Source organism: Pseudomonas sp. ZY71, assembly GCF_036542145.1.
Lineage (GTDB): Bacteria > Pseudomonadota > Gammaproteobacteria > Pseudomonadales > Pseudomonadaceae > Aquipseudomonas > Aquipseudomonas koreensis_A.
On the sequence record NZ_CP144274.1, the window covers coordinates 2,131,760 to 2,158,004 of the forward strand.

Here is a 26,245-nt window from a genome sequence, read left to right on the forward strand (position 1 = left end):
AAATGAGACAGACGGTGTAAAGTTGTCTTTGGTCGTGCTAGTTTAATGTCAATTTTTCGTATACGTGGGCAAAACGCCTGTCAGAACATAGAGTTGGCGCCACGTTTTAAAGCGGTTTGCACAATGTAAACCCCTTATTTTTCAGCATTTTTTATAGAGGCACGGGATTACATGGAAATCGGTCTGCGCGAGTGGCTGATCGTCATCGGCATCATTGTGATAGCCGGTATTCTTTTCGATGGCTGGCGCCGTATGCGCGGCGGCAAGGGAAAACTGAAATTCCGTCTTGACCGAAGTCTGTCCAACCTGCCGGACGAGGACACCAGCGCTGAGCTGTTGGGCCCGGCCCGTGTACTGGACAACCATAAGGAACCACAGCTGGACGAACACGACCTGCCGTCGGTGAGCATGCCGGCCCGCGAAGCACGCGAGCCTCGCGAATCCGGCTCGAAACGTGGCAAGCGTGGCAGCAACGGTCCGGCTCAGGGCGACCTGAACCTCGACCTGGATCTGGACGGCGGCCCGAGCTTCAGCAGTCGTGACGACGATTTCGCTGACGACATCAAGCCTTCGCCGGCGGTGGTCGACAAAGACCAGCCGCAAGCTGAAGAAGTGCTGGTGATCAGCGTGATCTGCCGCGACGCTGCCGGCTTCAAAGGCCCGGCGCTGTTGCAGAACATTCTCGAAAGCGGTCTGCGTTTTGGCGAGATGGATATTTTCCACCGCCACGAAAGCATGGCCGGCAACGGTGAGGTGCTGTTCTCCATGGCCAATGCGGTCAAACCGGGCATCTTTGATCTGGACGACATCGACCATTTCAGCACCCCGGCGGTGAGCTTCTTCCTCGGCCTGCCAGGCCCGCGCCATCCGAAGCAGGCCTTCGATGTGATGGTGGCCGCAGCCCGCAAGCTGTCGCAGGAACTGAACGGTGAGCTGAAAGATGACCAGCGCAGCGTTCTGACCGCACAAACGATTGAGCACTACCGTCAGCGCATCGTTGAATTCGAACGTCGCGCCCTGACCCAGAAGCGCTAAGGCCAAGATCAAAAGATCGCAGCCTCGTTTCACTCGACAGCTCCTACAGGAATGCGATGTCTGTAGGAGCTGCCGAAGGCTGCGATCTTTTGCTTCTGCTGCCACAGATAGATGAATTAGAGCAGCCTCGGCTGCTCTTTTGCTTTATGAGAGAACACCCCATGACCGCCGCCAAAAACCGCATTCTCGAGCTACGCGCTGAACTCGATCAGCACAACTACCGTTATCACGTCCTCGACGAGCCGAGCATTCCGGACGCCGAGTACGACCGGTTGTTCCACGAGCTCAAGGCACTGGAAGCGGCCAATCCGGAATTGATCACCAGTGATTCGCCGACCCAGCGCGTTGGCAGCGTGGCACTGACCGCGTTCACCCAGGTGCGTCACGAAGTGCCGATGCTCAGCCTCGGCAACGCCTTCGAAGAAAGCGACATGCGCGAGTTCGATCGCCGCGTCACTGAAGGTCTGGATCTGCCGGTCGACGATTTGTTCGGCGGCAGTGCGGCGGTGGAATACAGCTGTGAGCCGAAACTCGATGGCCTGGCGGTCAGCCTGCTCTATCAGGATGGCGTGCTGGTACGCGGCGCCACCCGCGGCGACGGCACCACCGGCGAAGATATCAGCGTCAACGTGCGCACCGTGCGCAACATCCCGCTGAAGTTGCACGGTGAAGGCTGGCCGGCGACCCTGGAAGTGCGCGGTGAAGTGTTCATGTCCAAGGCCGGTTTCGAACGCCTTAATGCCTCGCAACTGGAAGTTGGCGGCAAGACCTTCGCCAACCCGCGCAACGCCGCCGCTGGCAGCTTGCGTCAGCTGGATTCGAAGATCACCGCCAACCGTCCGCTGGAATTCTGCTGCTATGGCATCGGTCAGGTTTCCCACGATATTGCCGACACGCACATCGGCAACCTCAAGCAACTGCAGAAGTGGGGCATGCCGATCAGTCACGAACTGAAACTGGCCAAGGGTATCGGCGAATGCCTGGATTACTACCGCGATATCGGCGAGCGTCGAAACTCGCTGACCTATGAAATCGACGGCGTGGTATTCAAGGTCAACAGCATTGCCGATCAGCGCGAACTGGGCTTTCGCGCCCGCGAACCGCGTTGGGCGATTGCGCATAAATTCCCGGCGATGGAAGAACTCACCGAGCTGCTCGACGTGGAATTCCAGGTTGGTCGTACCGGTGCTGTCACCCCGGTGGCGCGTCTGAAACCGGTGAAGGTTGCCGGCGTCACCGTGGCCAACGCCACGCTGCACAACATGGATGAAGTCGCGCGTCTGGGCTTGATGATCGGCGACACCGTGATCATCCGTCGCGCCGGTGATGTGATTCCGCAAGTCGTACAAGTGGTTATGGATCGCCGCCCGGAAAACGCGCGGCCAGTGGCGATCCCGGAAAGCTGTCCGGTCTGTGGTTCGCACGTCGAGCGCACGCAACTGATCAAGCGCAGCAAGGGCAAGGAAACCGTCAGTGAAGGCGCGGTTTATCGCTGCGTCGGCCGTCTGGCCTGTGGCGCGCAACTGAAGCAGGCGATCATTCACTTCGTCTCCCGTCGGGCGATGGACATTGAAGGTCTGGGCGACAAGAGCGTCGAGCAACTGGTCGATGAAGGTCTGGTCAGTTCGCCGGCGGATCTGTATGCGCTGAAGTTTGATGACATCGTCGATCTGGAAGGCTTTGCCGAAGTCTCCAGCAACAAGTTGCTCGCGGCCATTGAAGACAGCAAGAAGCCGGGGCTGGCGCGCTTCATCTATGCACTGGGGATTCCCGATGTCGGCGAAGAGACGGCCAAGGTGCTGGCGCGCTCGCTGGGTTCGCTGGAGCGTGTGCAGCAGGCGCTGCCGCAAGTGCTGACCTACCTGCCGGACGTCGGGCTGGAAGTGGCGCACGAGATTCACAGCTTCTTTGAAGATGCGCATAACCAGCAGGTGATTACCGAATTGCTCGGCCATGGTTTGCAGATTCAGGACCAGGGTGAACTGGGCGCCGAGTTTGCCGCCAGCACCACGCTCGGTGGCTTCCTCGACAAGCTGCACATTCCTTCGGTCGGCCCCGGTGGCGCGCAGAAACTGGCGGACAAGTTCGGTTCGCTGGAAGCGGTGATGAATGCTGACTGGCTGGACATGCGTCAGGCCTTGCCGGAGAAACAGGCGAATTCGGTTCGCGAGTTTTTTGCTGTTCCGGAGCATCGTCAGTTAGCTGAAGAGTCCGAAAAGCAACTGCGCGATTTCGGCATGCACTGGCAGAGCGAGAAGAAAGTCGTCGAAGGCCTGCCGTTGTCCGGCGAAACCTGGGTGCTGACCGGCAAGGTTGAGCTGATGAGCCGTGATGTCGCCAAGGAGCATCTGGAAAGCCTGGGCGCCAAAGTCGCGGGTTCGGTGTCGGCGAAGACTCATTGCGTCGTCGCAGGCCCCGGTGCCGGTTCCAAATTGACCAAGGCCAATGAGCTGGGTGTGAAAGTGATGGACGAAGAAACCTTCATCGCCTTCCTCAAAACCCACGGCCTGAACGTCTGATCGTTCCCACGCTCCCGCGTGGGAATGCCGCTCCGGACGCTCCGCGTCCGCTGTGACGCAGAGCGTCACTGGATGCATTCCCACGCAGAGCGTTGGAACGATCAGCAAAGCGCGGGAACGATGTTGTCATGGGAATGATCTAGTCTTGGCAAGCCCCAGGGAGAGATCGCCATGCACCGCTTTTTCGAGCAGCTCAGTTCCCGCATCATCGCGCCGTTCATGGGCGAATCCTCACGCAACAGCAAAGTCTGGCCGTGCCGCTGCGGCCAGTCGCTGTTCTTTCGCAACAGCCAGTGCCTGGCCTGTAACGCTTTACTCGGTTATCAACCGGAAGAAAGTCGCCTGACTTCGCTGCAACCGGGGCCGTATGAGGGCACCTGGACGCTCGATGCCGACCCCGAGGCCGGACTGTTTCGCCGCTGCGCCAACCTCGACACAGCCGCCGCGTGCAACTGGCTGCTGCCGGCCAACGAACACGACAGCCTGTGCGTCGCCTGCAGCCTCAATCGCACCATCCCCGACCTGTCCGATCCGGACAACCCCGAACGCTGGCGCAAAGTCGAAATTGCCAAGCGTCGCCTAGTCGCGCAACTGATCACCCTCGGCCTGCAAGTCATCCCGAAAAGCGTTGATGAAGACACCGGGTTGGCGTTCGACTTCATTGGCGTCGACCTCGAAGGCAACGCACCGATGACCGGCCACGCCAACGGCCTGATCACCCTCGACATAAAAGAAGCCGACGACGCCCACCGTGAGCAGGTGAGGGCGGCGATGCATGAACCCTACCGCACACTGCTCGGGCATTTTCGTCATGAGGTTGGCCATTACTACTGGGATCGCCTGATCGCCAACGGCCCCTGGCTCGATTCATTCCGCAGCCTGTTCGGCGACGAACGCGCCAGTTACGCCGAGGCGCTTGATCGTCACTATCAACAAGGCGCGCCGCTGGACTGGCCGCAGCACTACGTCAGCGCCTACGCAACCATGCACCCGTGGGAAGACTGGGCGGAAACCTGGGCGCACTACCTGCATATGATGGACGCGGTGGACACCGCGCTGGGTTTTGGCATGAGCGCGCGGGAAATGGATTTCGACTATCAGCCGTTTCCGACCAGCACGCTGTATGACCCGGAGCATCCCGGTGGCGAGGCGTTTCTGTCGTTCGTCAACGCGTGGATCGAACTGGCCGGGATGCTCAATGAGCTGTCACGCAGCATGGGGCAGCCGGATTTCTACCCGTTCGTGCTGCCAGCACCGGCGATTGCCAAGCTGCACTTCATTCATCTGGTGATCCAGCAGGCGGGGGGCAGGGCGGATGAGGTGTTGGCCCTGTAGGCACTGGCGTGGGCTGCGATCTTTATGTCCTTGAAGCAATTCATATTTTTAATCTGCAACCAACGGTTGTAACTTCGTCTCAGATAGGTACAATGGCGCGGCTCGCCGACAGGCAAGCGTCGTTATGGTGACCCCATCGGTCCCCCCGCAACGATTACCCGTGAACCTGGTCAGAGCCGGAAGGCAGCAGCCACAGCGGGAACATTGTGTGCCGGGGTGTGGCTGGTGGGGTTACCACCTTAACGAACAATCGAACGCTTCAAACAGAACTGCATGGGTTTCGCCCACTGCGGTTTTTTTGTGTCTGCGATTTGCCAAACCGACACAAATCCCCTGTAGGAGTGAGCCTGCTCGCGATGGCGGTGGATCAGTTAATTCATTATTGGCTGACAGGACGCCATCGCGAGCAGGCTCACTCCTACAAGGGGTTATGGGATGGCTTCAGAGGACCCGGTGTAGAGCCGGATAATCTCATCAATCTCCCCCGACATCTTCATCCGCAACAACGTGCGCAATATCCGCTGCACCGGCACCTTCGGATCATTCCTTACATAACAACCGACCTTCTGCTCCTGCAACACCGCTACCCCTTGCAGTTGTTGCTCCGGCATCAAGCGCTGGTTAAACCAGTCCAGCGTCCACTGATTACTCACCGCATAGCGATAACGCCCGGCCAGCAGTTTCTCCAGCACCTGCTCCTGATTGCGCGCATCTTCGCGTTGCAGCCGATCAGTATCAAACAGCGGTTGCAGGGTAGGGTAGGTGTAGCCCAGAACGGTGCCGATGGATTGGCGGGGCAAATGCGCGGGGACGACACTGGCAGGTTGATCCTTGCGGCTGATCAACAGATCGCGCTGGAAGAACAACGGCAGACTCCAGATGTAATCCCCCGACTGATTCGGCAGCCACGACTGTGCGGCATAGCAGCGCACGTCGATCTCGCCATGTTCCATGGCGCTCTGCACGCGGGCGCGGGGCAGGACGTGAAACTCGGCCGGTACGCCGACCTGCGTGGCCAGGCTGAGCATCAGATCGTAAAGGATGCCCTGGGTCGGGCGGCCGCGTTCGTATTGCACCATCGGCATCGCCCAGCTGTCGGGCATGGCGAAGCGCAACGGGGCTTGCGCTGCCGTCACATTCAGGCTGATTCCCAGCAACGCCCCCACGGCCCACCGCATAAACGCTCCGGTAATTCCCGATCCCGAGCCGATAAAAGCCTCTGCTGATGCAGCTTAGCCATATTAGACGAGGACACCGGATGCAATTTTGCCCTTGCTCCGCTAGCATTAGCCGCTTCAGCTTCCTTCGTTGCGACGGTTTTCGATGAGTTATCAGGTTCTTGCACGTAAATGGCGTCCGCGCTCGTTCCGCGAAATGGTCGGCCAGACCCATGTGCTCAAGGCTCTGATCAATGCCTTGGACAGCCAGCGGCTGCACCACGCGTACCTGTTCACCGGTACGCGCGGGGTGGGTAAAACCACGATTGCGCGGATCATTGCCAAATGCCTGAACTGTGAGACAGGTATCACTTCCAGCCCGTGCGGCGAGTGCTCGGTGTGCCGTGAAATCGACGAGGGTCGTTTCGTCGACCTGATCGAGATCGACGCCGCGAGCCGCACCAAGGTCGAAGACACCCGCGAACTGCTCGACAACGTGCAGTACGCGCCAAGCCGTGGGCGCTTCAAGGTCTACCTGATCGACGAAGTGCACATGCTTTCCAGCCATTCCTTCAATGCGCTGTTGAAAACCCTCGAAGAACCGCCGCCGTACGTCAAGTTCATCCTCGCGACCACTGACCCGCAGAAACTTCCGGCAACGATTTTGTCGCGCTGCCTGCAGTTCTCGCTGAAGAACATGACGCCGGAGCGTGTGGTCGAGCATTTGACCCACGTTCTCACTGCCGAAAACGTACCGTTCGAAGATGATGCACTGTGGTTGCTCGGTCGCGCCGCTGACGGTTCGATGCGTGACGCCATGAGCCTGACCGATCAGGCGATTGCCTTCGGTGAAGGCAAGGTGCTCGCCACCGACGTACGGGCGATGCTCGGTACGCTGGATCACGGTCAGGTCTATGACGTTCTGCATTCGTTGATCGAGGGCGATGCCAAGGCGCTGCTCGAAGGCGTGCGTCATCTGGCCGAGCAAGGCCCGGACTGGAACGGCGTGCTCTCGGAAATTCTCAACGTATTGCACCGGGTGGCCATCGCTCAGGCGTTGCCGGAAGGTGTCGACAACGGGCATGGCGATCGCGATCGCGTGCTGGCATTGGCCCAGGCCTTGCCCGCCGAAGATGTGCAGTTCTATTACCAGATGGGCCTGATCGGTCGCCGCGATTTGCCGCTGGCGCCGGATCCGCGCGGTGGTTTCGAAATGGTCCTGCTGCGGATGCTGGCCTTCCGGCCGGCAGATACGGCGGACGCCCCGAGGCAACCGCTAAAGCCAGTGGGGATCAGCCAGGCCACAGTTGATTCCGCAAACTCCGTGGCTGCCGCGCCTAAGCCTGCGCCGGTAGTCGCTGCGGCTGTTGCGCCGGCTCCAGCTCCGGCACCCGTGGCAGCACCAGCACCAGCACCAGCACCAGCTCCCGAGCCCGCGCCGGTTGCTCCTGTTGCCGCGCCAGAACCTGAGCCTGCGCCTGTCGTTGCCGAAGCCGTCGTCGACCTGCCGTGGAATGACCCGGTAGAGCCCGAGGCGGAGCCAGAGCCCGAACCCGCGCAGCAACCCGCCGTCGAACCGGTGCTGGAAACCACCGCCGAGCAACCCGAGTTGCCGCCGATGCCGTTGCCGACCCCGGACAGCGTCGTTCCGGAAGCTCCAGAACGGGCCGCCGCACCGATTCCCGAGCCGTCGGTCGCCGAGGTCGATGCCGCCACGCCGGGCATGGACATGGACGACGAGCCGCCGCTGGACGAGGATTACATCGAACCGGACATGGATTCGGCGTACAGCTACCTCGACGAGTTGGCCAGCGAACACGCCGCTGATCCCGAACCGGAACCCGAGCCAGAACCGGCTGCGGCACCGGCCACTGGCTTGGCGTTGCAATGGCTGGAGCTGTTCCCGAAACTGCCGATCTCCGGCATGACGGGCAGCATCGCCGCCAATTGCACATTGATCGCCGTCGATGGCGACCATTGGCTGATGCACCTCGACCCGGCGCACAGCGCACTGTTCAACGCCACGCAGCAGCGACGCCTCAACGACGCGTTGAACCAGTTCCATGGCCGCACGCTGAGCCTCACCATCGAGCTGATCAAGCCCGAGCAGGAAACCCCGGCGCAAGCGGCGTCCCGTCGGCGCGCCAACCGTCAGCGCGAGGCGGAGGAGTCGATCCACGGCGATCCGTTCATCCAGCAGATGGTTCAGCAGTTCGGCGCAGTGGTGCGACACGATACTATTGAACCTGTCGATGCCTTGGTCGCCCAAGGCTAATAACTGAAGGTGCCCGGCCTCGCTGGCCGGGCGCTGTTTTGATCCAAGTACTTTTGAGGTGATTCCCATGATGAAAGGTGGCATGGCCGGCCTGATGAAGCAGGCACAGCAGATGCAGGAAAAAATGGCCAAGATGCAGGAAGAACTGGCCAACGCCGAAGTCACCGGTAAGGCCGGCGGCGATATGGTCACCGTGGTGATGACCGGTCGTCACGACGTCAAAAGCGTGAGCATCGACCCAAGCCTGGTTGAAGGCATGAGCGAAGATGACAAAGAAATGCTGGAAGCGGTCATCGCCTCCGCCGTCAACGACGCAGTGCGCAAGATCGAAAAGAACAGTCAGGACAAAATGGGCAACATGACTGCTGGCATGAACCTGCCGGCCGGTATGAAACTGCCATTCTGATTCGCCAACCGGCGGCAGATGAGCTACACAAAATGCCAGGCATCGCGCCTGGCATTTTTATTTCTGACTGATCGTTCCCACGCTCTGCGTGGGAATGCAGCCCGGGACGCTCCGCGTTCCAAGTCCAGAGCCGAACGCGGAGCGTCCGTTGCGGCATTCCCACGCGGAGCATGGGAACGATCAATCCCGGCCAACTGAATAAACATCGAACGCGCAAAAGCCTCAACGGTCTGCTCCCTATACCCGCTGAATTAACCCTTCACAGGAGACGCTGACATGTCCGACCCTCTCACCCTCAACCAGCGCTTTGTCCTCGCCTCACGTCCGGTCGGTGCGCCGACCCCGGAAAACTTCCGCCTCGAACGCGAAGCCTTGCCGGATCTGCAGGACGGCCAGGTATTGTTGAAAACCCTGTACCTGTCCCTCGATCCCTACATGCGCGGGCGCATGAGCGACGCACCGTCCTACGCCGCGCCGGTACAAATCGGTGAAGTGATGACCGGCGGCGCGGTCAGCCGTGTCGAGGATTCACGTCATCCGAAATTCCATAAAGGCGATCTGGTGGTCGGCGCCACCGGTTGGCAAAGCCACAGCATCAGCGACGGTCGCAACATCATCCCGATCCCTGCCGGGCTGCCGAGCCCGTCGATGGCGCTGGGCGTGTTGGGCATGCCGGGGATGACCGCGTACATGGGCTTGATGGACATCGGTCAGCCTAAAGAAGGCGAAACGCTGGTCGTGGCTGCGGCTTCCGGCGCGGTCGGTTCGGTGGTCGGGCAAGTGGCGAAGATCAAAGGCCTGCGCGCGGTCGGCGTGGCCGGCGGTGCCGAGAAGTGTAAATACGTGGTCGAAGAGCTGGGTTTTGATGCCTGCATCGATCACAAGGCGCCCGATTTTGCTGAGCAATTAGCCAAGGCCTGTCCCGATGGCATTGACATCTATTACGAGAACGTCGGCGGTCATGTATTCGACGCCGTGGTGCCGTTGCTCAACCCCAAGGCGCGCATTCCGCTGTGCGGGCTGATCGCCGGTTACAACGCCTCCGAAGCGCCGCAAGGCCCGGATCGTCTGCCGATGCTGCAACGCACTCTGCTGACCAAACGCCTGCGGATTCAGGGCTTCATCGTGTTCGATGACTACGGTGATCGCCAGCCGGAATTCATCAGCCACATGGTGCCGTGGGTGCGCGACGGCAAGGTGAAGTTCCGCGAGGACGTGGTCGGTGGCCTGGAGCAGGCGCCCGAGGCGTTTATCGGTCTGCTGGAGGGGCGCAACTTCGGCAAACTGGTGGTGAAGGTCGCCCAGGACTGAGTATTTGACGCTGGCCGGAGGCGCGGGTATAAACCGCGTCTCGTTGTTTTGTCGGACTTTTTACCCATGAGCTTCAGCCCTTTGATTCGCCAACTGATCGACGCCTTGCGCACTCTGCCGGGCGTGGGTCAGAAAACCGCCCAGCGCATGGCGTTGCAGATGCTCGAGCGTGACCGTAGCGGCGGCTTGCGTCTGGCCCAGGCCCTGAGCCAGGCCATGGAAGGGGTCGGTCACTGCCGCCAGTGCCGCACGCTGACCGAAGACGATCTCTGTCCGCAATGCGCCGATACCCGCCGCGACGACACGTTGCTGTGTGTGGTCGAGGGGCCGATGGATGTGTATGCCGTCGAGCAGACCGGCTTCCGTGGGCGCTACTTTGTGCTCAAGGGGCATTTGTCGCCGCTCGATGGTCTGGGGCCTGAGGCGATCGGTATTCCGCAACTGATGGCGCGGATTGAGGAGGCGGGGACTTTTGCTGAAGTCATTCTCGCGACCAACCCGACGGTGGAAGGTGAGGCGACGGCGCATTACATCGCGCAGTTGCTGAGCAACAAAGGCCTGATCGCTTCGCGGATTGCCCACGGCGTGCCGTTGGGGGTGAGCTGGAGCTGGTCGATGGCGGCACGCTGGCGCATTCGTTTGCCGGGCGTAAACCGATTTCCCTTTAAGTTATGTAGCGTTTGATTTGACGCCTTCGCGAGCAGGCTCGCTCCCACATTGGTTTTGTGTCGATCACGAATCCATTGTGGGAGCGAGCCTGCTCGCGAATGGCGCACCTCGGTCAATCTGCTTCACACAATTGAGTTGAAAACCAAGCAAGCGCTCGGTTAAGTTCGGCGAACCCTTCCGTGGAGCTCGCCCATGCCTGCCTTTCAGGAATACTTCGATCCCAGCCATCAATTGGTCCGCGACAGCGTCAGGCGCTTCGTCGAGCGCGAGATCCTGCCGGACATCGATCAGTGGGAAGAAGCCGAAAGCTTCCCCCGCGAGCTGTACCTGAAGGCGGGCGCGGCGGGCATCCTCGGCATTGGCTATCCCGAAGCGCTGGGAGGCAGCCATGAAGGCGATCTGTTCGCCAAGGTTGCCGCCAGCGAGGAGTTGATGCGCTGCGGCTCTGGCGGCCTGGTAGCGGGGCTCGGCTCGCTGGACATCGGTCTGCCGCCGATCGTCAAATGGGCGCGTCCCGAAGTCCGCGACCGCGTTGTGCCGCAAGTGCTCAGCGGCGAGAAGATCAGCGCCCTGGCGGTCACCGAGCCCGGTGGCGGTTCCGACGTCGCCAACCTGCGAACCCGCGCCGTGCGTGACGGTGACTGCTATCGCGTCAGCGGCAGCAAAACCTTTATCACCAGTGGCGTACGCGCTGATTTCTACACCGTCGCGGTGCGTACCGGTGCGCCGGGTTTCGGCGGCATCAGCCTGTTGCTGATCGAGAAGGGCACGCCGGGCTTCACCGTTGGCCGTCAGTTGAAGAAAATGGGCTGGTGGGCGTCGGACACCGCCGAATTGTTCTTCGACGATTGTCGGGTGCCTGTGGGAAATCTGATTGGCGCCGAGAATATGGGTTTCGCCTGCATCATGGGCAACTTTCAAAGCGAACGACTGGCGCTGGCGTTGATGGCCAACATGACTTCGCAGCTAGCGTTGGAAGAGAGCCTGAAATGGGCGCGCGAGCGTGAAGCGTTCGGCAAGCCGATCGGCAAGTTTCAGGTGATCAAACATCGCCTCGCGGAGATGGCCACGGCTCTGGAGGTTTCGCGAGAATTCACTTACCGGCAAGCGGCGAAGATGGCGGCGGGGCAGAGTGTGATCAAAGAGATTTCCATGGCGAAGAACTTTGCCACGGACACCTCGGACCGGATCACCACCGAGGCGGTGCAGATTCTTGGCGGGCTGGGTTATATGCGTGAGAGTCTGGTGGAGCGGCTGTATCGGGATAACCGCATCTTGTCGATTGGCGGCGGGACGCGGGAGGTGATGAACGAGATCATCAGCAAGCAGATGGGGCTATAGGTTTTGCGTTGAGGCGACCGACGCCTTCGCGAGCAGGCTCGCTCCCACAGGAGAATGCATTCCAATGTGGGAGCGAGCCTGCTCGCGAAAGCGGTCTGACAGGCGCTACTTACTTATCAGTCAGGGCAAACTGCGTCAGGCAGAAGGTAGGAATGCCCATGTCCTCAAGACGCTGCGACCCGTTCAGCTCCGGCAAATCAATAATCGCCGCCGCTTCATGCACCCGCGCGCCCATGCGGCGAATCAGGTTGGCTGCCGCAATCAGCGTGCCGCCCGTGGCAATCAAATCATCGAACATCACTACCGAATCACCTTCACACAGGCTGTCGGCGTGCACTTCGAGGAACGCTTCGCCGTACTCGGTCGCGTAACCTTCGGCCAATACGTCCGCCGGCAGTTTGCCTTGTTTGCGGAACAGCACCAGCGGCTTGTTCAACTGATACGCCAGCACCGAGCCGATCAGGAAACCCCGGGCATCCATCGCGCCGATGTGGGTGAAGTCGGCTTCCACATAGCGGTGGGCGAAGCTGTCCATCACCAGGCGCAGGGCCTTGGGCGATTGAAACAGCGGAGTGATGTCGCGAAAGATTACGCCCGGTTTCGGGAAGTCGATCACAGGGCGGATAAGCGATTTGATGTCGAAGGAGTCGAAGACCATCGTCGAGGTGTCCTGGCAGGGCTGCAAACGGCGCAGTATACCCGCGGCTGAAACGCTTCGCTCAACCGCGGATCGACATTAACCTTCGAGTGAGCCACCGGCCAGCGCGCACAGCTGGATCGGGTCGAGGATATGAATCTCTTTGCCCTCGGCGGCGATCAGCTCGTTTTGCTGGAAGCGCGTGAACACGCGCGACACGGTTTCCACCGCCAGACCGAGGTAGTTGCCGATTTCATTGCGCGACATGCTCAGGCGGAACTGATTGGCCGAGAAGCCGCGAGCGCGGAAGCGTGCGGAAAGGTTGACCAGGAAAGTAGCGATGCGCTCGTCCGCGGTTTTTTTCGACAGCAGCAACATCATTTGCTGGTCGTCGCGGATTTCCCGGCTCATCACGCGCATCAACTGGCGACGCAGTTGCGGCAGTTGCAGGGCCAGTTCGTCGAGGCGTTCAAACGGGATTTCGCAGACCGAGGTGGTTTCCAGTGCCTGCGCCGACACCGGGTGTTTCTCGGTGTCCATGCCGGACAGACCAACCAGTTCGCTCGGCAGGTGGAACCCGGTGAGCTGTTCTTCGCCGCTGTCGCTCAGGCTGAAGGTCTTCAGGGCGCCGGAGCGTACTGCATAAACGGAATCGAACGTGTCGCCCTGGCGGAACAGGAACTCGCCTTTTTTCAGCGGGCGGCCGCGTTTAACGATTTCGTCCAGCGCATCCATGTCTTCCAGATTCAGAGAAAGTGGCAGGCAGAGAGGGGCCAGGCTGCAATCCTTGCAATGGGCCTGGTTATGAGCGCGCAGTTTAACTGGCTCGGACATTTCTTTAATCCTTGTGGGAAAACACACATAAGCCGTAAGGGTAACCCACGGGAGGACATTCAGGCCAGTCTGGGGCGACTTTGCCCTACAGCCATAAAGCCACAGGGCCAGCAGCCGATAAACAGGTATCAAAGTGCATACAAGGAACGAATCGATGGCCGCCATTGGCACGCTGGGCCCCGGTAGCAGCGACGTTGCGGCCATGCCGGAAACGTTTAAAACCTCTTTAAACAACGCACGTGACCCAGAGTCGACCGAAGAGGCAACCCCGACCTTGGTCGAGGGCGTCAAAGTGTCGCTGTCCGGTGCATCGATCGCAAAATCCGCCGGTGTTGGTGGTGAAAACAGCGACATCGACGACAGCGGGTTGCCGGAGAACATCCAGCAATTGCTGAAGATGATCCGCAAGTTGCAGAAACAGATCGCCGAGAAAAAGGCGCTTATCGAAGCGGTCATGGCCGACAAGCGCCTTTCCAACGAAGAAAAGATCATCAGGACTGCCGCACTGCGCGGCGCCATCGCCGCGTTGAATACCGGTCTGATCACCGCCAATCTTGCATTATCGAAAGTGGTGGGTCAGTCGGGTCTGACCGCGGATCAGAATATGAAAGTCGGTTCGCTGCTGATGAAAAACTAAATCACCCGCGAAAAACGCTGGCGGTTCTGCTGTTCCAGGTACGCATCGAACACCATGCACACCGAGCGCACCAGCAAACGTCCCGCGGGCAGTACGGTGATCCGCTCGCGATCCAGTTCAATCAGGCCATCGCTGGCCATGCCTTGCAGTTGCGGCCACAGCGCGCCGAAGTAACCCTGAAAATCGATGTTGAACTGCTGCTCGATCTCGGCGAATTGCAGGCTGAAGTTGCAGATCAGTTGCTGGATCACCGCACGACGCAAGCGATCATCGGCGTTGCACACCAGGCCCCGGCTGGTCGCCAGTTGCGCGGCGGCGAGGGTGTTCTGGTACTCGTTGAGATCGCTGCTGTTCTGGCAGTACAGGTCGCCGATCTGGCTGATCGCGGAAACCCCCAGACCAATCAGATCGCAATGACCGTGGGTGGTGTAACCCTGGAAGTTGCGTTGCAGGGTTTCCTCTTCCTGGGCAATGGCCAGCTCATCGTCGGGCAGGGCGAAGTGATCCATGCCGATGTAGCGATAGCCAGCGGCGGTGAGCTGTTCGATGGTGCGTTCGAGCATTTCCAGTTTCTGCGCGGGCGCCGGCAACTCATTGCCATTGATCCGCCGCTGCGGCATGAAACGCTCCGGTAGGTGCGCGTAGTTGAACACCGAGAGTCGGTCCGGTTGCAGGCTGATCACTTCCTCGACGGTGCGGGCGAAGTTTTCCGGGGTCTGCTTGGGCAAGCCGTAGATCAAGTCGATATTGATCGAGCGAAATTGCAGGGTGCGCGCGGCATCGATCACCGCGCGGGTTTCTTCCAGACTCTGCAGGCGATTGACCGCGCGCTGCACCGCTGGATCGAGGTCTTGCAGGCCGATGCTGACCCGGTTGAAACCGAGTTCGCGCAGCAGGCCCATCGTCGACCAGTCGGCTTCGCGCGGGTCGATCTCGATGCCGTAGTCGCCGGAGTCGTCCTCCAGCAGATTGAAATGCTTGCGCAGGTGCGCCATCAACTGCCGCAGTTCGTCGTGGCTGAGAAAGGTCGGCGTGCCGCCACCAAAGTGCAGTTGCTCGACTTTCTGTGCCGGGTCGAGGTGGCAGGCGATCAGCTGGATTTCCTGCTCCAGCCGTTGTAGATATGGCGCCGCGCGACCTCGGTCCTTGGTGATGACCTTGTTGCAGGCGCAGTAGTAGCAAATGTTCGCGCAGAACGGCACATGCACGTACAGCGACAACGGGCGCAAAGCCTTGCGGCTGTCGCGCAGAGCATGAAACAGGTCGAAGGTGCCGACCTGACCGTGAAATTGCACGGCCGTCGGATAGGAGGTGTAGCGCGGCCCCGCCAGGTCGTAGCGGCGGATCAGATCAGAGTCCCAACGAATGGCGTCGAGCATGCGGGCATTCCCCCGGATAGGCTGGCAGTGTGAGCGAGTCTATCGGGGTGCGGCGATGGGGCTGTTGATTTGCATCAACGGGGAGAGGTGTGGTTTTAGTACGGGCCTCTTCGCGAGCAGGCTCGCTCCCACATTGGATCGGTGGTGCAACACAAATCCCCTGTGGGAGCGAGCCTGCTCGCGAAGGCCGCGCCGCCGATCTAATGGCCCATCAACCAATGTTGATGCGGCCCGGGCAATGTCCAGATGCCGAACAAAATCACCAGCAATCCACCGGTCATACGCACGCTGCGTTTGCGCAACAGCGCCGTAACCCGCTCAGCCGCAAGGCCCGTGGCGAGCAACACCGGCCAGGTGCCCAGGCCAAAAGCGAGCATCAACAACGCACTGTCCAGCGCATTGCCCTGACTCGCTGACCACAGCAACGTGCTGTAAACCAGTCCGCACGGCAGCCAGCCCCACAACGCGCCGAGCAGCAGCGCGCGAGGCAGACTCGACACCGGCAGTAGGCGGTTGGCGACGGGCTGAATGTAGCGCCACAAACCGCGTCCAAGACTTTCAATGCGCGTCAGCCCGCTCCACCAGCCGGCCAGATACAAACCCATGGCAATCAGCAGCAGCCCGGCCAGCACGCGCATGAACAGCGCCGCCGGACTGTTGGCCACCGCCCATCCCGCCAGTCCGATCAGCAATCCCGCCGTGGCATAACTGAGAATCCGCCCGAGGTTATACGCCAGCAGCAAACGAAAGCGTCGGCTGCGCTGTTCCTTGGGAATCGCCAGGGTCAGCGCGCCCATCAATCCGCCGCACATGCCCAGGCAATGACCGCCGCCGAGCAGGCCGAGGATCAATGCCGAGACCAGCAATGGCGCCAGTTCAAGCATGGGGTGGGGCCTTGTCGTCCGGTTTGCTGACGTTGGCTTCGTCCACGGCAGCGGTGTGGTTAGGATCCTGATCATCGAACAGGATGCTGTGCGCCGGGCCGTCGAGGTCGTCGTACTGACCGCTGTCCACTGCCCAGAAAAAAATGTACACGGCGATGGCCACGATCAGCAGGGCGGCCGGGATCATCACGTAGAGAGCTGGCATCGGTACTCCAGGCGCCCGCGCGGCTCAGGCCGGCAGCGGACGGGTTTGCGAGCGGGTGCTGGCGGGCGGCGGACTCGGCAGGCGAGTCAGGCGCAGCGCGTTGAGCACCACGGTCAACGAACTGATCGACATGCCGACAGCGGCCCACACCGGAGTGATCCAGCCGAGGGCGGCGAACGGCAACATGAGGCCATTGTACAGCGCCGCCCACAGCAGGTTCTCGATGATTACCCGACGGGTGCGGCGCGCCAGCGTGAAAGCCTGGACCAGTGCGTCGAGGCGGTTGGACAGCAGCACGGCGTCGGCACTGGTTTTCGCCAGATCGGTGGCCGAACCCATGGCCACGCTGATGTCGGCGGCCGCGAGCACTGGCACATCGTTGACGCCGTCTCCGAGCATCAGCACTCTGCGACCTTCCTTGTGCAGTTGCTGCAAGACTTGCAGTTTGTCGTCCGGGCGCAGGCCGCCGCGAGCTTCGTCAATGCCCAGTTCTGCCGCCACACTGGCGACCATCGGCGAGCTGTCACCGGACAAGAGCAGCGTCCGCCAGCCACGCGCCTTGCACGCGGCGAGCAGCGCCGGGGCGTCATCACGCAAGCGATCGTCGAGGACGAACCATGCCAGTGGTCCTTGAGTGTCGCCAAGCAGCAGCCATTGGCCGGCCTCGTCCGGCATCGACGGTGTTGCAGTGCCGCTGAGGGCGCAGACAAATTCTGCCTGGCCAATGCGCAAACGCTGTCCGCCCACCAAGCCTTCAAGGCCAAGCCCCGGCGTGCTGTGGACCTCTTCAGCAGCCAGTGGCGCACGGCCAAAGGCGCGGGCAATCGGGTGTTCCGAACGGTTTTCCAAAGCGGCGGCGAGGCTCAGGCATTCATCGCTGTCATGCGCGCCGAGTGGGCGAATCGAGCGCAGCACCAGTCGGCCCTCGGTGAGGGTGCCGGTCTTGTCGAAGATCACCGTGTCGATCTGATTCAAGCCTTCCAGCACATGACCACGGGTCAGCAGCAAACCAAGTTTATGCAGGGTGCCGGTGGCGGCGGTGAGGGCGGTCGGCGTTGCCAGCGACAGTGCGCACGGGCACGTGGCAACCAGCATGGCGAGGACAATCCAGAATGCTCGCGACGAATCCAGTTCCCACCACAACAGGCCAATGGCGGCCGCCGCGATCAGCGATAACAGCAAAAACCATTGCGCGGCACGGTCGGCGATTTCCGCCAGTCGCGGTTTTTCCGCTTGGGCGCGGTCGAGCAAGCGAACGATGGCCGACAGGCGCGTGTCGTGTCCCAGCGCCTGCACTTCCACGGTCAACGCGCCTTCGACGTTGAGCGTGCCAGCGGTGACCGCATCGCCCGGCATGCGCGGTTGCGGCAGGTATTCGCCGGTGAGCAGCGATTCGTCAATGCTCGACTGGCCATCGATGATTTTGCCATCCGCCGGCAGAATCGAGCCGGCCTGCACCAGAATCCGCTCGCCGAGGCGTAATTCGCTGAGCAGGATGCGTTCGCTCTGGCCGTTGTTGTCCAGTCGCAGACACGATGCCGGCAACAGATTGACCAGTTGCGCCGTTGCGGCGGCAGTTCGCTCGCGGGCACGGCGCTCCAGATAACGCCCGGCGAGCAGAAACAGCGCGAACATGCCGACCGCGTCGAAATACAGCTCGCCAACCCCGGTGATCGAGGTCCAGATCCCGGCGATGTAGGCACTGCCGATCGCCAGTGACACCGAGACATCCATGGTCAGGTGGCGCGTGCGCAGATCACGCATCGCCCCTTTGAAGAACGGCGCGCAACTGTAGAACACGATCGGCGTGGTCAGGAACAGCGCGACCCAGCGCAGGATCGTGTGCAGCTCGGGGCTGAGGTCGATGTTGAATTCCGGCCAGGTGGCCATGGTTGCCATCATCGCCTGAAACCACAGCAGACCGGCGACGCCCAGTTGACGCAGAGCGAGGCGGTTTTCGCTGGCCAGTTGTTCGCTGGCGCGGTCGGCCTGATACGGGTGGGCGGCGTAACCGATCTGGCGCAGTTCGGCGAGGATCTGGCTCAGCGGCAATTGCGCGTCGGCCCAGCGCACGTGCAAACGATGGTTGGACAGGTTCAAGCGTGCTTCGGCCACGGCGGGCAACGTGCGCAGGTGTTTTTCGATCAGCCAGCCGCAGGCGGCGCAACTGATGCCTTCCATCAACAGCGTGGTTTCGGCCAGTTCACCTTCGTGACGAACGAAGGGTTGCTGCACATCGGCGCGGTCGTACAGCGCCAGTTCGTCGGTCAGTTGCACCGGCAATGCTTCGGGGTTGGCCGAGGCTTCGCTGCGGTGTTGGTAATAGCTTTCCAGACCACCGGCGACGATGGCTTCGGCCACGGCCTGACAGCCCGGGCAGCAGAACTCGCGGGACTCCCCGAGCACGACGGCGGTGAAGCGGCTGCCGGACGGGACGGGCAGGGCGCAGTGGTAGCAGGGCAGTGGGGTAGTCATGGCATCGTTGAGGGGGTAAGCCCTTGCATTGGAGTTGTCCGCTTACCCTCACCCCAGCCCTCTCCCAGACGGAGAGGGAGCCGATCGGTGTGAGCCTGGATTTTCACTGTCATACACGAAACGTGCAAACGCTCGAGATCAGTTCCCTCACCCGGAGAGAGAGGGAGCCGATCGGTGTGAGCCTGGATTTTCACTGTCATACACAAAACGTGCAAACACTCGAGATCAGTTCCCTCTCCTGGGGGAGAGGGCTAGGGTGAGGGGGCTTTTGAAGTTGTTTACTTCTTCAAGTCTTCGGCGCCTTGCAGCGGCTCATCACCCAGAAGCAAATCCTTGTCATGGCTGACCAGCTCTTCTTCGAACATGCGCCACACATGATCATCCTGACTACCGAGTAGTTCAACAAATCGACGACCTTCAACCTTGTCGCCCAATTGCCCAATGTAGCGGCCCGTTTCAGTCTCGCTGCGAGTCAGAACAATCTTGCGATCCTTCTCCGGCTGCGTCGGCGAGATCAGATTCAATTCCAGCCTCTTTGGCTGACTGTCACCGCTCAAACGCAAATCAACTTCACCGGTCATGCCATCCAGATGCACCGCCGCACGCATCTTCAGATTCTGCGCCAACAGCTCACGATCCAGCGAACGGTTGATGCCTTTGCCAGCCTCGTAGTAGTTGTCGTTGACCAGGTTGTCCGGGTTGTTCACCGCGATGGTCACCATCGACAGGGTCAGGGTCACCGAACAGGCCAGAATCCCGATGATGATCCATGGCCAAAGGTGCTTGTACCAAGGACTTGCGGCGTTTGCTGCGGGCATGTTCAGTTCTCTCAACGGATTTGTGGGCCGATGAATCGGCTCTTGGCTTCAACGTGGACGCTGTCATCATCGGCATCCTTGAGGAGGAATTTCACCTCGTTGGTGCTCGATGGCAGTTGTTCCGGCGCGCTCGACAACTCGACCGGCATGCTGACGATGTCGCCGGCCGCGACCTTGATCTCGCGTTTGCCTTGCAAGCGCAGATCCGGCAAACCGCTGGCTTCGAGCACGTAGGTATGGTCGCGCTGATCCTTGTTCATGATCTTCAGGCTGTAGACGTTTTCGATCCGGCCTTCGGCGTTTTCGCGGTACAGCACGCGGTCCTTGCTGACGTCAAAACCGACCAGCGAACGCATGAAGAACGCAGTGACCAAGAGGCTGATCATCGCCAGCAACACCACGGCGTAGCCGATCAGGCGTGGCCGCAGTTTATGGGTTTTCTGCCCGGACAGGTTGTGTTCGGTGGTGTAGCTGATCAGGCCACGCGGGTAATCCATCTTGTCCATGATGCTGTCGCAGGCATCGATGCACGCGGCGCAGCCGATGCATTCGATCTGCAGGCCGTCGCGGATGTCGATACCGGTCGGGCAGACCTGAACACACATGGTGCAGTCGATGCAATCACCAAGGCCCTGGGCCTTGTAATCAATACCTTTCTTGCGCGGGCCACGGCTTTCACCGCGACGCGGGTCGTAGGAAACAATCAGCGTGTCCTTGTCGAACATCACGCTCTGGAAGCGTGCGTACGGACACATGTAAATGCACACCTGCTCGCGCAACCAACCGGCGTTGCCGTAGGTGGCGAGGGTGAAGAAGCCGACCCAGAAATACGACCAGCCATCGGCTTGCCCTGTGAAGAACTCAAAGACCAGTTCACGGATCGGTGAGAAATAACCGACAAAGGTCATGCCGGTGACAAAACCGATCAATAGCCACATCACGTGTTTGGCGGCTTTGCGCAGGAATTTGTTGGCACTCATCGGCGCCTTGTCGAGCTTGATGCGCTGGTTACGGTCGCCTTCGGTGACCTTCTCGCACCACATGAAAATCCACGTCCACACGCTTTGCGGGCAGGTGTAACCGCACCAGACGCGGCCGGCATACACGGTGATGAAGAACAGGCCGAACGCGGCAATGATCAACAGGCCCGAGAGCAGGATGAAGTCCTGCGGCCAGAAGGTCGCGCCGAAAATGAAGAACTTGCGCTCCGGCAGGTTCCACCACACGGCCTGATGACCGCCCCAGTTCAGCCACACCGTGCCGAAATACAGCAGGAACAATGCCGCGCCGCCCATCATCCGCAGATTGCGGAACAGGCCGGTGAAGGCGCGGGTGTAGATTTTTTCTCTGGAGGCGTAAAGGTCAACGCTGTTGTTCGCGTTTTTGCTCGGTGGTGTGACGTCGTGTACCGGAATCTGGTTGCTCATCATTGCATCCCACGGCAGTGGAAAAATGCCTCGGTCGATACGTGCCAACCAAGGTCAAAAAGGGGTGTTGCAGTGGCGCAATGATACGCCGGTCGCTCTGGTTCAAGGGTGCGACCTTTGGTCGCGTTGGGTAAAAAACCTGAATGGTGTAGCGAATGCAGCAAAGCCTGATGCAGGTCAATTGACTTGTTGAGTATGGACGGTTTTGGCGTGGCGGCTAATCCAGGGTTCTCAGGGGTGCTCAGTTCGCTGGGGCTGGCCATCGTCAAAAAAGCCCCATCAGTAATCTGGCGGGGCTTTTTACGATCAGCTTTTGGCAGCGATCCATGGGTTGATCAGATGAACGCCGCTGAGTTGAAAGTCGGCAACATTACGGGTGACCAGGGTCAGCCCGTGTACAAGCGCAGTGGCGGCAATCAAGGCGTCGCATTCATTGCTGCGATCAGGGACGTGCAACTGAGCGCATCGGGTGGCGACGGCGCTATCGACCGAGAGGATTCTTCCCGAGAATGCCGGTTTGACGTGGCGCTCAAGCCAGTTACGCAGCATCCCCCCTTGCGGTGGGTCGCGGCGTTCGATGCGCAGAATGCCGGTTTCCAGTTCCAGCACGGTGATGGCCGATAAATACAGGCTGGCCGGGGCAACGCTGTTTGCCCATGTCACCACTTGCCGGTCGGCTTGGGGTTTTCGCAGCTCGGAAACGACATTGGTATCCAGTAGAAACATCAGGACAGGTCCACGCTGCGAGGGGTGATGACGGCGCGCTCGGATTCGAATTCGATGTCAGGCGCATTCGGCATGACCAGCAGGTCGACGATGCTGGTCTGGCTACCGGTCAGTTTCTGGTACTCCTCGATGCTCAGCAGTACATGGGCAGGCTTGCCACGATCGGTAATGATGACCGGACCCCGATGCGCGGCTTTTTTGGCTGCACTGGTGTCCTGGTTGAATTCGCGGCTGGAAATAGTCGTGATGGCCATCATGTTTGGCCTCCAGAGATTCGGGTGTAGAAACGTTACTACCTTGCAGTTTGCGCGGCAATCGAAAAGGTGGATTGCGGACGATCGGTTTATCACTGTCATAACGGCACCGGCGAAAGCGCCCCTGCCGAACGGCAGGGGCGCAGGGTATTGGGCAAATGTTCGCTGTGTTTTGCTGCCCCGTGTCAGGGCAATCGCCCGCCGCCGAGACCGTCCAGACCACCACCGTTACCCGGATGGCCAGCGGTGTCTGGCGGTGTTGAGCTAGCGGGCGCAGCAGGCGTTTTTACCGGCGTTGCGTGATGAACAGGGCGGGGCTGCAAACGTTTTGGCAATGTGTTTTGGTCATTTTTTGACATGTAGGCTTCATCCTTGAAGGTTGACCCGATGCTGCTCATCGGGGTGAGAAAAACCTACAGGGCAGCTTTCCTCAGGTCTATTGAGCAAACGTTTCAAGGCATGAATGCCAGCATGAAAAAAGGCCCCGCCAATCAATATTGGCGGGGCCTTTTTTTGTTTCAAGCGATGGCCTTACTCGGCGTTCGCTTCCGGTGCTTTTTCACCGTGGGACAGGCTGTAAACATACGCCGCCAGCAGGTGAACCTTGTCGTTGCCTTGCAGTTGTTCCTGCGCCGGCATCTGGCCCTGACGGCCGTAACGGATGGTCTGCTGCAGTTGCGCGAAGCTCGAACCGTAGATGAAAGCACCCGGGTGGGTCAGGTCAGGCGCGCCCATGGCGGGAGTGCCTTTGCCGGCCGGACCGTGGCAGGCCACGCAGTTGGCGGCGAACAGTTTGCCGCCGTTGGCCGGGTCAGCCTTGGTGCCTTCCGGCAGCTTGCGGCCATCCAGGTTGGTCACGACAAACGCTGCGACGTCGGCAACGCCTTGCTCACCAATCACTTCAGCCCAGGCTGGCATCACCGCGTGACGACCGCCCATGATGGTGGTCTTGATGGTTTCCGGCTCGCCGCCCCAGCGCCAGTCGGCGTCGGTCAGGTTAGGAAAGCCGTAAGCGCCCTTGGCGTCGGAACCGTGACACACCGAGCAGTTGGAGGCGAACAGACGGCCACCCATTTTCAGTGCTTGCGGATCCTTGGCGACTTCTTCGATTGGCATGGCAGCGAACTTGGCGAAGATCGGACCGAACTTGGCGTCCGAACGGGCCATTTCCTTTTCCCACTCGTGCACGCCGGTCCAGCCGGTCTGGCCGTTGGCGAACGCGGTCTGCTTGTCGTTATCGAGGTAGTTGTAGCCCGGCAGCAGACCTTTCCAGTTGCCCAGGCCCGGGTACAGCACCAGGTAACCCAGGGCAAAAATGATCGTGCCGACAAACAGCATGAACCACCATTTAGGCAGTGGGTTGTCGTACTCCTCGATCCCGTCGAAGGAGTGCCCGACCGTCTCGTCCGTCTGTTCGCTGCGCTGGCCCTTGCGGGTCGACAGCAGCAGCCAGGTCAGGGCGAAGATCGTACCGAGACTGAGGACTGTGACGTACAGACTCCAGAATGTAGTCATTCTTTGTTACTCCTAGAAGCTTGCTCGACGTGCTTGATGGCTTCGGGATCATCCGCAAAAGGCAACAAGGTCGCGTCTTCAAACTCCGACTTGCGCTTGGGGCTGAACACCCACAAGGCCAGACCGATGAAGGCCACCATCACGACAACGGTGCCCAGGCCACGAATCATCCCGATATCCATCTAATTCACCGTTTGCTTTTGATGATGGTGCCCAGGCCTTGCAGGTAGGCCACCAGCGCGTCCATTTCGGTTTTGCCCTTCACGGCATCCTGTGCACCGGCGATGTCTTCGTCGGTGTAAGGGACGCCGAGCGTGCGCAAGACTTCCATTTTTTTGGCCGTCTCTTTGCCGTCGAGCTTGTTTTCCACAAGGAACGGGTAAGCCGGCATTTTCGACTCAGGGACCACGTTGCGCGGGTTGTACAAGTGCGCACGTTGCCAGTCATCGGAGTAACGACCGCCGACACGGGCCAGATCCGGACCGGTGCGTTTGGAACCCCACAGGAACGGGTGATCCCAGACGCTTTCACCGGCGACCGAGTAGTGGCCATAGCGTTCGGTTTCAGCACGGAACGGACGGATCATCTGCGAGTGGCAGCCGACACAACCGTTGGCGATGTAAACGTCGCGGCCTTCCAGCTCCAGCGCCGAACGTGGCTTCATGCCTTCGACCGGCTTGTTGGTGACGTCCTGGAAAAACAGCGGAACGATTTGGGTCAGGCCGCCAATGCTGACGGCGATGACCATGAAGAAGGCCAGCAGGCCAATATTCTTCTCGACAGCTTCATGCTTCATCAGTGAGCTCCAACGACAGCGATCTGGGCGGCGGCTTCGGCTTCAACCGGGTTCGAGGCGCGCACGGTGCGCCAGACGTTGTAAGCCATCAGGAACATGCCGCTGGCGAAGAAAGCACCGCCCAGGGCACGGACGATGTAGCCCGGGTGGCTGGCTTGCAGCGCTTCAACGAACGAGTAGGTGAGGGTGCCGTCGTCGTTGATTGCACGCCACATCAGGCCCTGAGTGATGCCGTTGACCCACATCGACGCGATGTACAGCACGGTGCCGATGGTCGCGAGCCAGAAGTGCGCGTTGATCAGGCCGACGCTGTGCATCTGCGCACGGCCGAACAAACGCGGGATCATGTGGTAGATCGCGCCGATCGAGATCATCGCTACCCAGCCGAGGGCGCCGGCGTGTACGTGGCCGATGGTCCAGTCGGTGTAGTGCGAGAGCGAGTTGACCGTCTTGATCGCCATCATCGGACCTTCGAAGGTCGACATGCCGTAGAACGCCAGCGATACCACGAGGAAACGCAGGATCGGGTCGGTGCGCAGCTTATGCCAGGCGCCCGACAGGGTCATCATGCCGTTGATCATGCCGCCCCAGCTTGGCGCCAGAAGGATGATCGACATTGCCATGCCCAGCGATTGTGCCCAATCCGGCAGGGCGGTGTAGTGCAAGTGGTGCGGGCCGGCCCAGATGTACAGGGTGATCAGTGCCCAGAAGTGCACGATCGACAAGCGATAGGAGTAGATCGGACGTTCGGCCTGTTTCGGCACGAAGTAATACATCATCCCGAGGAAACCGGTGGTGAGGAAGAAGCCCACCGCGTTGTGGCCGTACCACCACTGGATCATCGCGTCGGTCGCGCCGGAGTAGGCGGAGTAGGACTTGAACAGGTTCACTGGCAGCGACATGTGGTTGACGATGTGCAGCATCGCGGTGACGACGATGAACGCACCGTAGAACCAGTTACCGACATAGATGTGCTTGGTTTTGCGCTTGGTGATGGTGCCGAAGAACACCAGACCGTAGGTGACCCAGACAATGGCCAGCAAAATGGCGATCGGCCATTCCAGTTCCGCGTATTCCTTGGTGGTGGTGTAACCCAGCGGCAAGGTAATGATCGCGCCGACGATCACCGCTTGCCAGCCCCAGAAGGTGAAGGCCGCGAGGCTGTCGGAAATCAGTCGCGTCTGGCAGGTTCGCTGCACGACATAGTAGGAAGTGGCAAATAGTGCACAACCACCGAAGGCGAAAATCACCAGGTTTGTGTGCAACGGGCGCAGGCGTCCAAAGCTCGTCCACGGCAGACCGAAGTTCAACTCCGGCCAGACCAGTTGCGAGGCGATGAAGACACCGAGCCCCATGCCAAGGATCCCCCAGACCACCGTCATGATGGCGAACTGGCGGACTACCTTATAGTTATAAGCAGTCGGACTGATTGCTGTGCTCATTCTAAGGTTCCACGGTTTGGGTGTTTTATTAGGATTAAAATCGGCCGCAAGTATGCAGAGAGCAGGGGGTCATTGCAACGCGCCATGACCTGGGTCAATGCTTTCCAACGCTGATTCTGCGGCCTTTCCATGCGCCGCGTAAGGACAAAATCGGCCTCGGACAAAATG

23 protein-coding genes, 1 other RNA gene and 1 pseudogene are annotated in these 26,245 nt (G+C 60.2%); 10 read left to right on the forward strand and 15 right to left on the reverse strand.

Going from position 1 to position 26,245, the window contains the following annotated elements; all coding sequences use genetic code 11:
- The first annotated feature begins 171 nt into the window (after positions 1 to 171).
- The 4 genes from zipA (at position 172) to ffs (ending at position 5,120) form a co-directional block, all read left to right on the forward strand.
- Complete coding sequence (gene zipA, locus VY732_RS09565; protein WP_331695263.1) at positions 172 to 1,035, forward strand: cell division protein ZipA; 864 nt, start codon at positions 172 to 174, stop codon at positions 1,033 to 1,035.
- A 161-nt stretch (positions 1,036 to 1,196) separates the two neighbouring features.
- Complete coding sequence (gene ligA, locus VY732_RS09570; RefSeq protein ID WP_331695264.1) at positions 1,197 to 3,554, forward strand: NAD-dependent DNA ligase LigA; 2,358 nt, start codon at positions 1,197 to 1,199, stop codon at positions 3,552 to 3,554.
- A gap of 171 nt (positions 3,555 to 3,725) precedes the next feature.
- On the forward strand, positions 3,726 to 4,889 hold the full coding sequence (locus VY732_RS09575; RefSeq protein WP_331695265.1) for a zinc-binding metallopeptidase family protein: 1,164 nt from the start codon (positions 3,726 to 3,728) through the stop codon (positions 4,887 to 4,889).
- Between the two features lie 134 nt (positions 4,890 to 5,023).
- Positions 5,024 to 5,120, forward strand: an RNA gene (gene ffs / locus VY732_RS09580) — signal recognition particle sRNA small type.
- A 197-nt stretch (positions 5,121 to 5,317) separates the two neighbouring features.
- On the opposite strand, the gene VY732_RS09585 is transcribed toward ffs, so the two are convergent.
- Positions 5,318 to 6,067, reverse strand: a complete 750-nt coding sequence (locus VY732_RS09585; protein ID WP_331695266.1) for a substrate-binding periplasmic protein — start codon at positions 6,065 to 6,067, stop codon at positions 5,318 to 5,320.
- 145 nt (positions 6,068 to 6,212) lie between these two features.
- Between VY732_RS09585 and dnaX the strand changes: the two genes are divergently transcribed.
- The 5 genes and pseudogenes from dnaX (at position 6,213) to VY732_RS09610 (ending at position 12,048) form a co-directional block, all read left to right on the forward strand.
- Positions 6,213 to 8,321, forward strand: coding sequence for a DNA polymerase III subunit gamma/tau (gene dnaX / locus VY732_RS09590; RefSeq protein ID WP_331695267.1), 2,109 nt, complete (start codon positions 6,213 to 6,215; stop codon positions 8,319 to 8,321).
- A 67-nt stretch (positions 8,322 to 8,388) separates the two neighbouring features.
- On the forward strand, positions 8,389 to 8,727 hold the full coding sequence (locus VY732_RS09595) for a YbaB/EbfC family nucleoid-associated protein (RefSeq protein ID WP_016984747.1): 339 nt from the start codon (positions 8,389 to 8,391) through the stop codon (positions 8,725 to 8,727).
- Between the two features lie 276 nt (positions 8,728 to 9,003).
- A complete protein-coding gene (locus tag VY732_RS09600) occupies positions 9,004 to 10,038 on the forward strand; it encodes an NADP-dependent oxidoreductase (RefSeq protein WP_331695268.1) in 1,035 nt (344 codons plus the stop codon).
- A gap of 66 nt (positions 10,039 to 10,104) precedes the next feature.
- Positions 10,105 to 10,706: pseudogene (gene recR, locus VY732_RS09605) on the forward strand (recombination mediator RecR).
- Between the two features lie 193 nt (positions 10,707 to 10,899).
- Complete coding sequence (locus tag VY732_RS09610) at positions 10,900 to 12,048, forward strand: acyl-CoA dehydrogenase family protein (protein WP_077571854.1); 1,149 nt, start codon at positions 10,900 to 10,902, stop codon at positions 12,046 to 12,048.
- Between the two features lie 109 nt (positions 12,049 to 12,157).
- Here VY732_RS09610 and VY732_RS09615 read toward each other — a convergent pair whose 3' ends face one another.
- Positions 12,158 to 12,706, reverse strand: coding sequence for an adenine phosphoribosyltransferase (locus VY732_RS09615; RefSeq protein ID WP_064116891.1), 549 nt, complete (start codon positions 12,704 to 12,706; stop codon positions 12,158 to 12,160).
- A 78-nt stretch (positions 12,707 to 12,784) separates the two neighbouring features.
- A complete protein-coding gene (gene fnr / locus VY732_RS09620) occupies positions 12,785 to 13,519 on the reverse strand; it encodes a fumarate/nitrate reduction transcriptional regulator Fnr (protein WP_003223347.1) in 735 nt (244 codons plus the stop codon).
- Between the two features lie 154 nt (positions 13,520 to 13,673).
- Here fnr and VY732_RS09625 point away from each other — a divergent pair, with 154 nt between their 5' ends.
- Positions 13,674 to 14,156, forward strand: a complete 483-nt coding sequence (locus tag VY732_RS09625; RefSeq protein WP_077571855.1) for a hypothetical protein — start codon at positions 13,674 to 13,676, stop codon at positions 14,154 to 14,156.
- On the opposite strand, the gene hemN is transcribed toward VY732_RS09625, so the two are convergent.
- The 12 genes from hemN to ccoN form a co-directional block, all read right to left on the reverse strand.
- Positions 14,153 to 15,535, reverse strand: a complete 1,383-nt coding sequence (gene hemN, locus VY732_RS09630) for an oxygen-independent coproporphyrinogen III oxidase (protein ID WP_116032151.1) — start codon at positions 15,533 to 15,535, stop codon at positions 14,153 to 14,155. The genes VY732_RS09625 and hemN overlap by 4 nt on opposite strands.
- A 200-nt stretch (positions 15,536 to 15,735) precedes the next feature.
- Positions 15,736 to 16,419, reverse strand: a complete 684-nt coding sequence (locus tag VY732_RS09635) for a sulfite exporter TauE/SafE family protein (RefSeq protein ID WP_210553588.1) — start codon at positions 16,417 to 16,419, stop codon at positions 15,736 to 15,738.
- Complete coding sequence (gene ccoS / locus VY732_RS09640) at positions 16,412 to 16,624, reverse strand: cbb3-type cytochrome oxidase assembly protein CcoS (RefSeq protein ID WP_123592790.1); 213 nt, start codon at positions 16,622 to 16,624, stop codon at positions 16,412 to 16,414. Before ccoS ends, VY732_RS09635 begins: the two co-directional genes overlap by 8 nt.
- Before the next feature lie 24 nt (positions 16,625 to 16,648).
- Positions 16,649 to 19,099, reverse strand: coding sequence for a heavy metal translocating P-type ATPase (locus VY732_RS09645; RefSeq protein WP_331695269.1), 2,451 nt, complete (start codon positions 19,097 to 19,099; stop codon positions 16,649 to 16,651).
- Between the two features lie 278 nt (positions 19,100 to 19,377).
- Positions 19,378 to 19,917, reverse strand: coding sequence for a FixH family protein (locus VY732_RS09650; RefSeq protein WP_331695270.1), 540 nt, complete (start codon positions 19,915 to 19,917; stop codon positions 19,378 to 19,380).
- Positions 19,918 to 19,928: 11 nt separating this feature from the next.
- Positions 19,929 to 21,344 (reverse strand): cytochrome c oxidase accessory protein CcoG, encoded by a 1,416-nt coding sequence (gene ccoG, locus VY732_RS09655; RefSeq protein WP_077571861.1) that lies wholly within the window; start codon positions 21,342 to 21,344, stop codon positions 19,929 to 19,931.
- Between the two features lie 306 nt (positions 21,345 to 21,650).
- Positions 21,651 to 22,070 carry a type II toxin-antitoxin system VapC family toxin gene (locus tag VY732_RS09660; protein WP_331695271.1) on the reverse strand — a complete coding sequence of 140 codons (420 nt, stop codon included), beginning with the start codon at positions 22,068 to 22,070 and terminating at the stop codon, positions 21,651 to 21,653.
- Positions 22,070 to 22,324 carry a type II toxin-antitoxin system Phd/YefM family antitoxin gene (locus VY732_RS09665; RefSeq protein WP_077571864.1) on the reverse strand — a complete coding sequence of 85 codons (255 nt, stop codon included), beginning with the start codon at positions 22,322 to 22,324 and terminating at the stop codon, positions 22,070 to 22,072. The genes VY732_RS09660 and VY732_RS09665 overlap by 1 nt, the downstream gene beginning before the upstream one ends.
- 531 nt (positions 22,325 to 22,855) lie before the next feature.
- Complete coding sequence (gene ccoP / locus VY732_RS09670; protein WP_007917163.1) at positions 22,856 to 23,839, reverse strand: cytochrome-c oxidase, cbb3-type subunit III; 984 nt, start codon at positions 23,837 to 23,839, stop codon at positions 22,856 to 22,858.
- Positions 23,836 to 24,021 (reverse strand): CcoQ/FixQ family Cbb3-type cytochrome c oxidase assembly chaperone, encoded by a 186-nt coding sequence (locus tag VY732_RS09675; protein WP_003175465.1) that lies wholly within the window; start codon positions 24,019 to 24,021, stop codon positions 23,836 to 23,838. Before VY732_RS09675 ends, ccoP begins: the two co-directional genes overlap by 4 nt.
- 5 nt (positions 24,022 to 24,026) lie before the next feature.
- On the reverse strand, positions 24,027 to 24,635 hold the full coding sequence (ccoO, locus tag VY732_RS09680) for a cytochrome-c oxidase, cbb3-type subunit II (protein ID WP_064391307.1): 609 nt from the start codon (positions 24,633 to 24,635) through the stop codon (positions 24,027 to 24,029).
- Positions 24,635 to 26,077: a cytochrome-c oxidase, cbb3-type subunit I gene (ccoN, locus tag VY732_RS09685; protein ID WP_034152833.1), complete on the reverse strand. Its 1,443-nt coding sequence runs from the start codon at positions 26,075 to 26,077 to the stop codon at positions 24,635 to 24,637. Before ccoN ends, ccoO begins: the two co-directional genes overlap by 1 nt.
- Between the last annotated feature and the right edge of the window lie 168 nt (positions 26,078 to 26,245).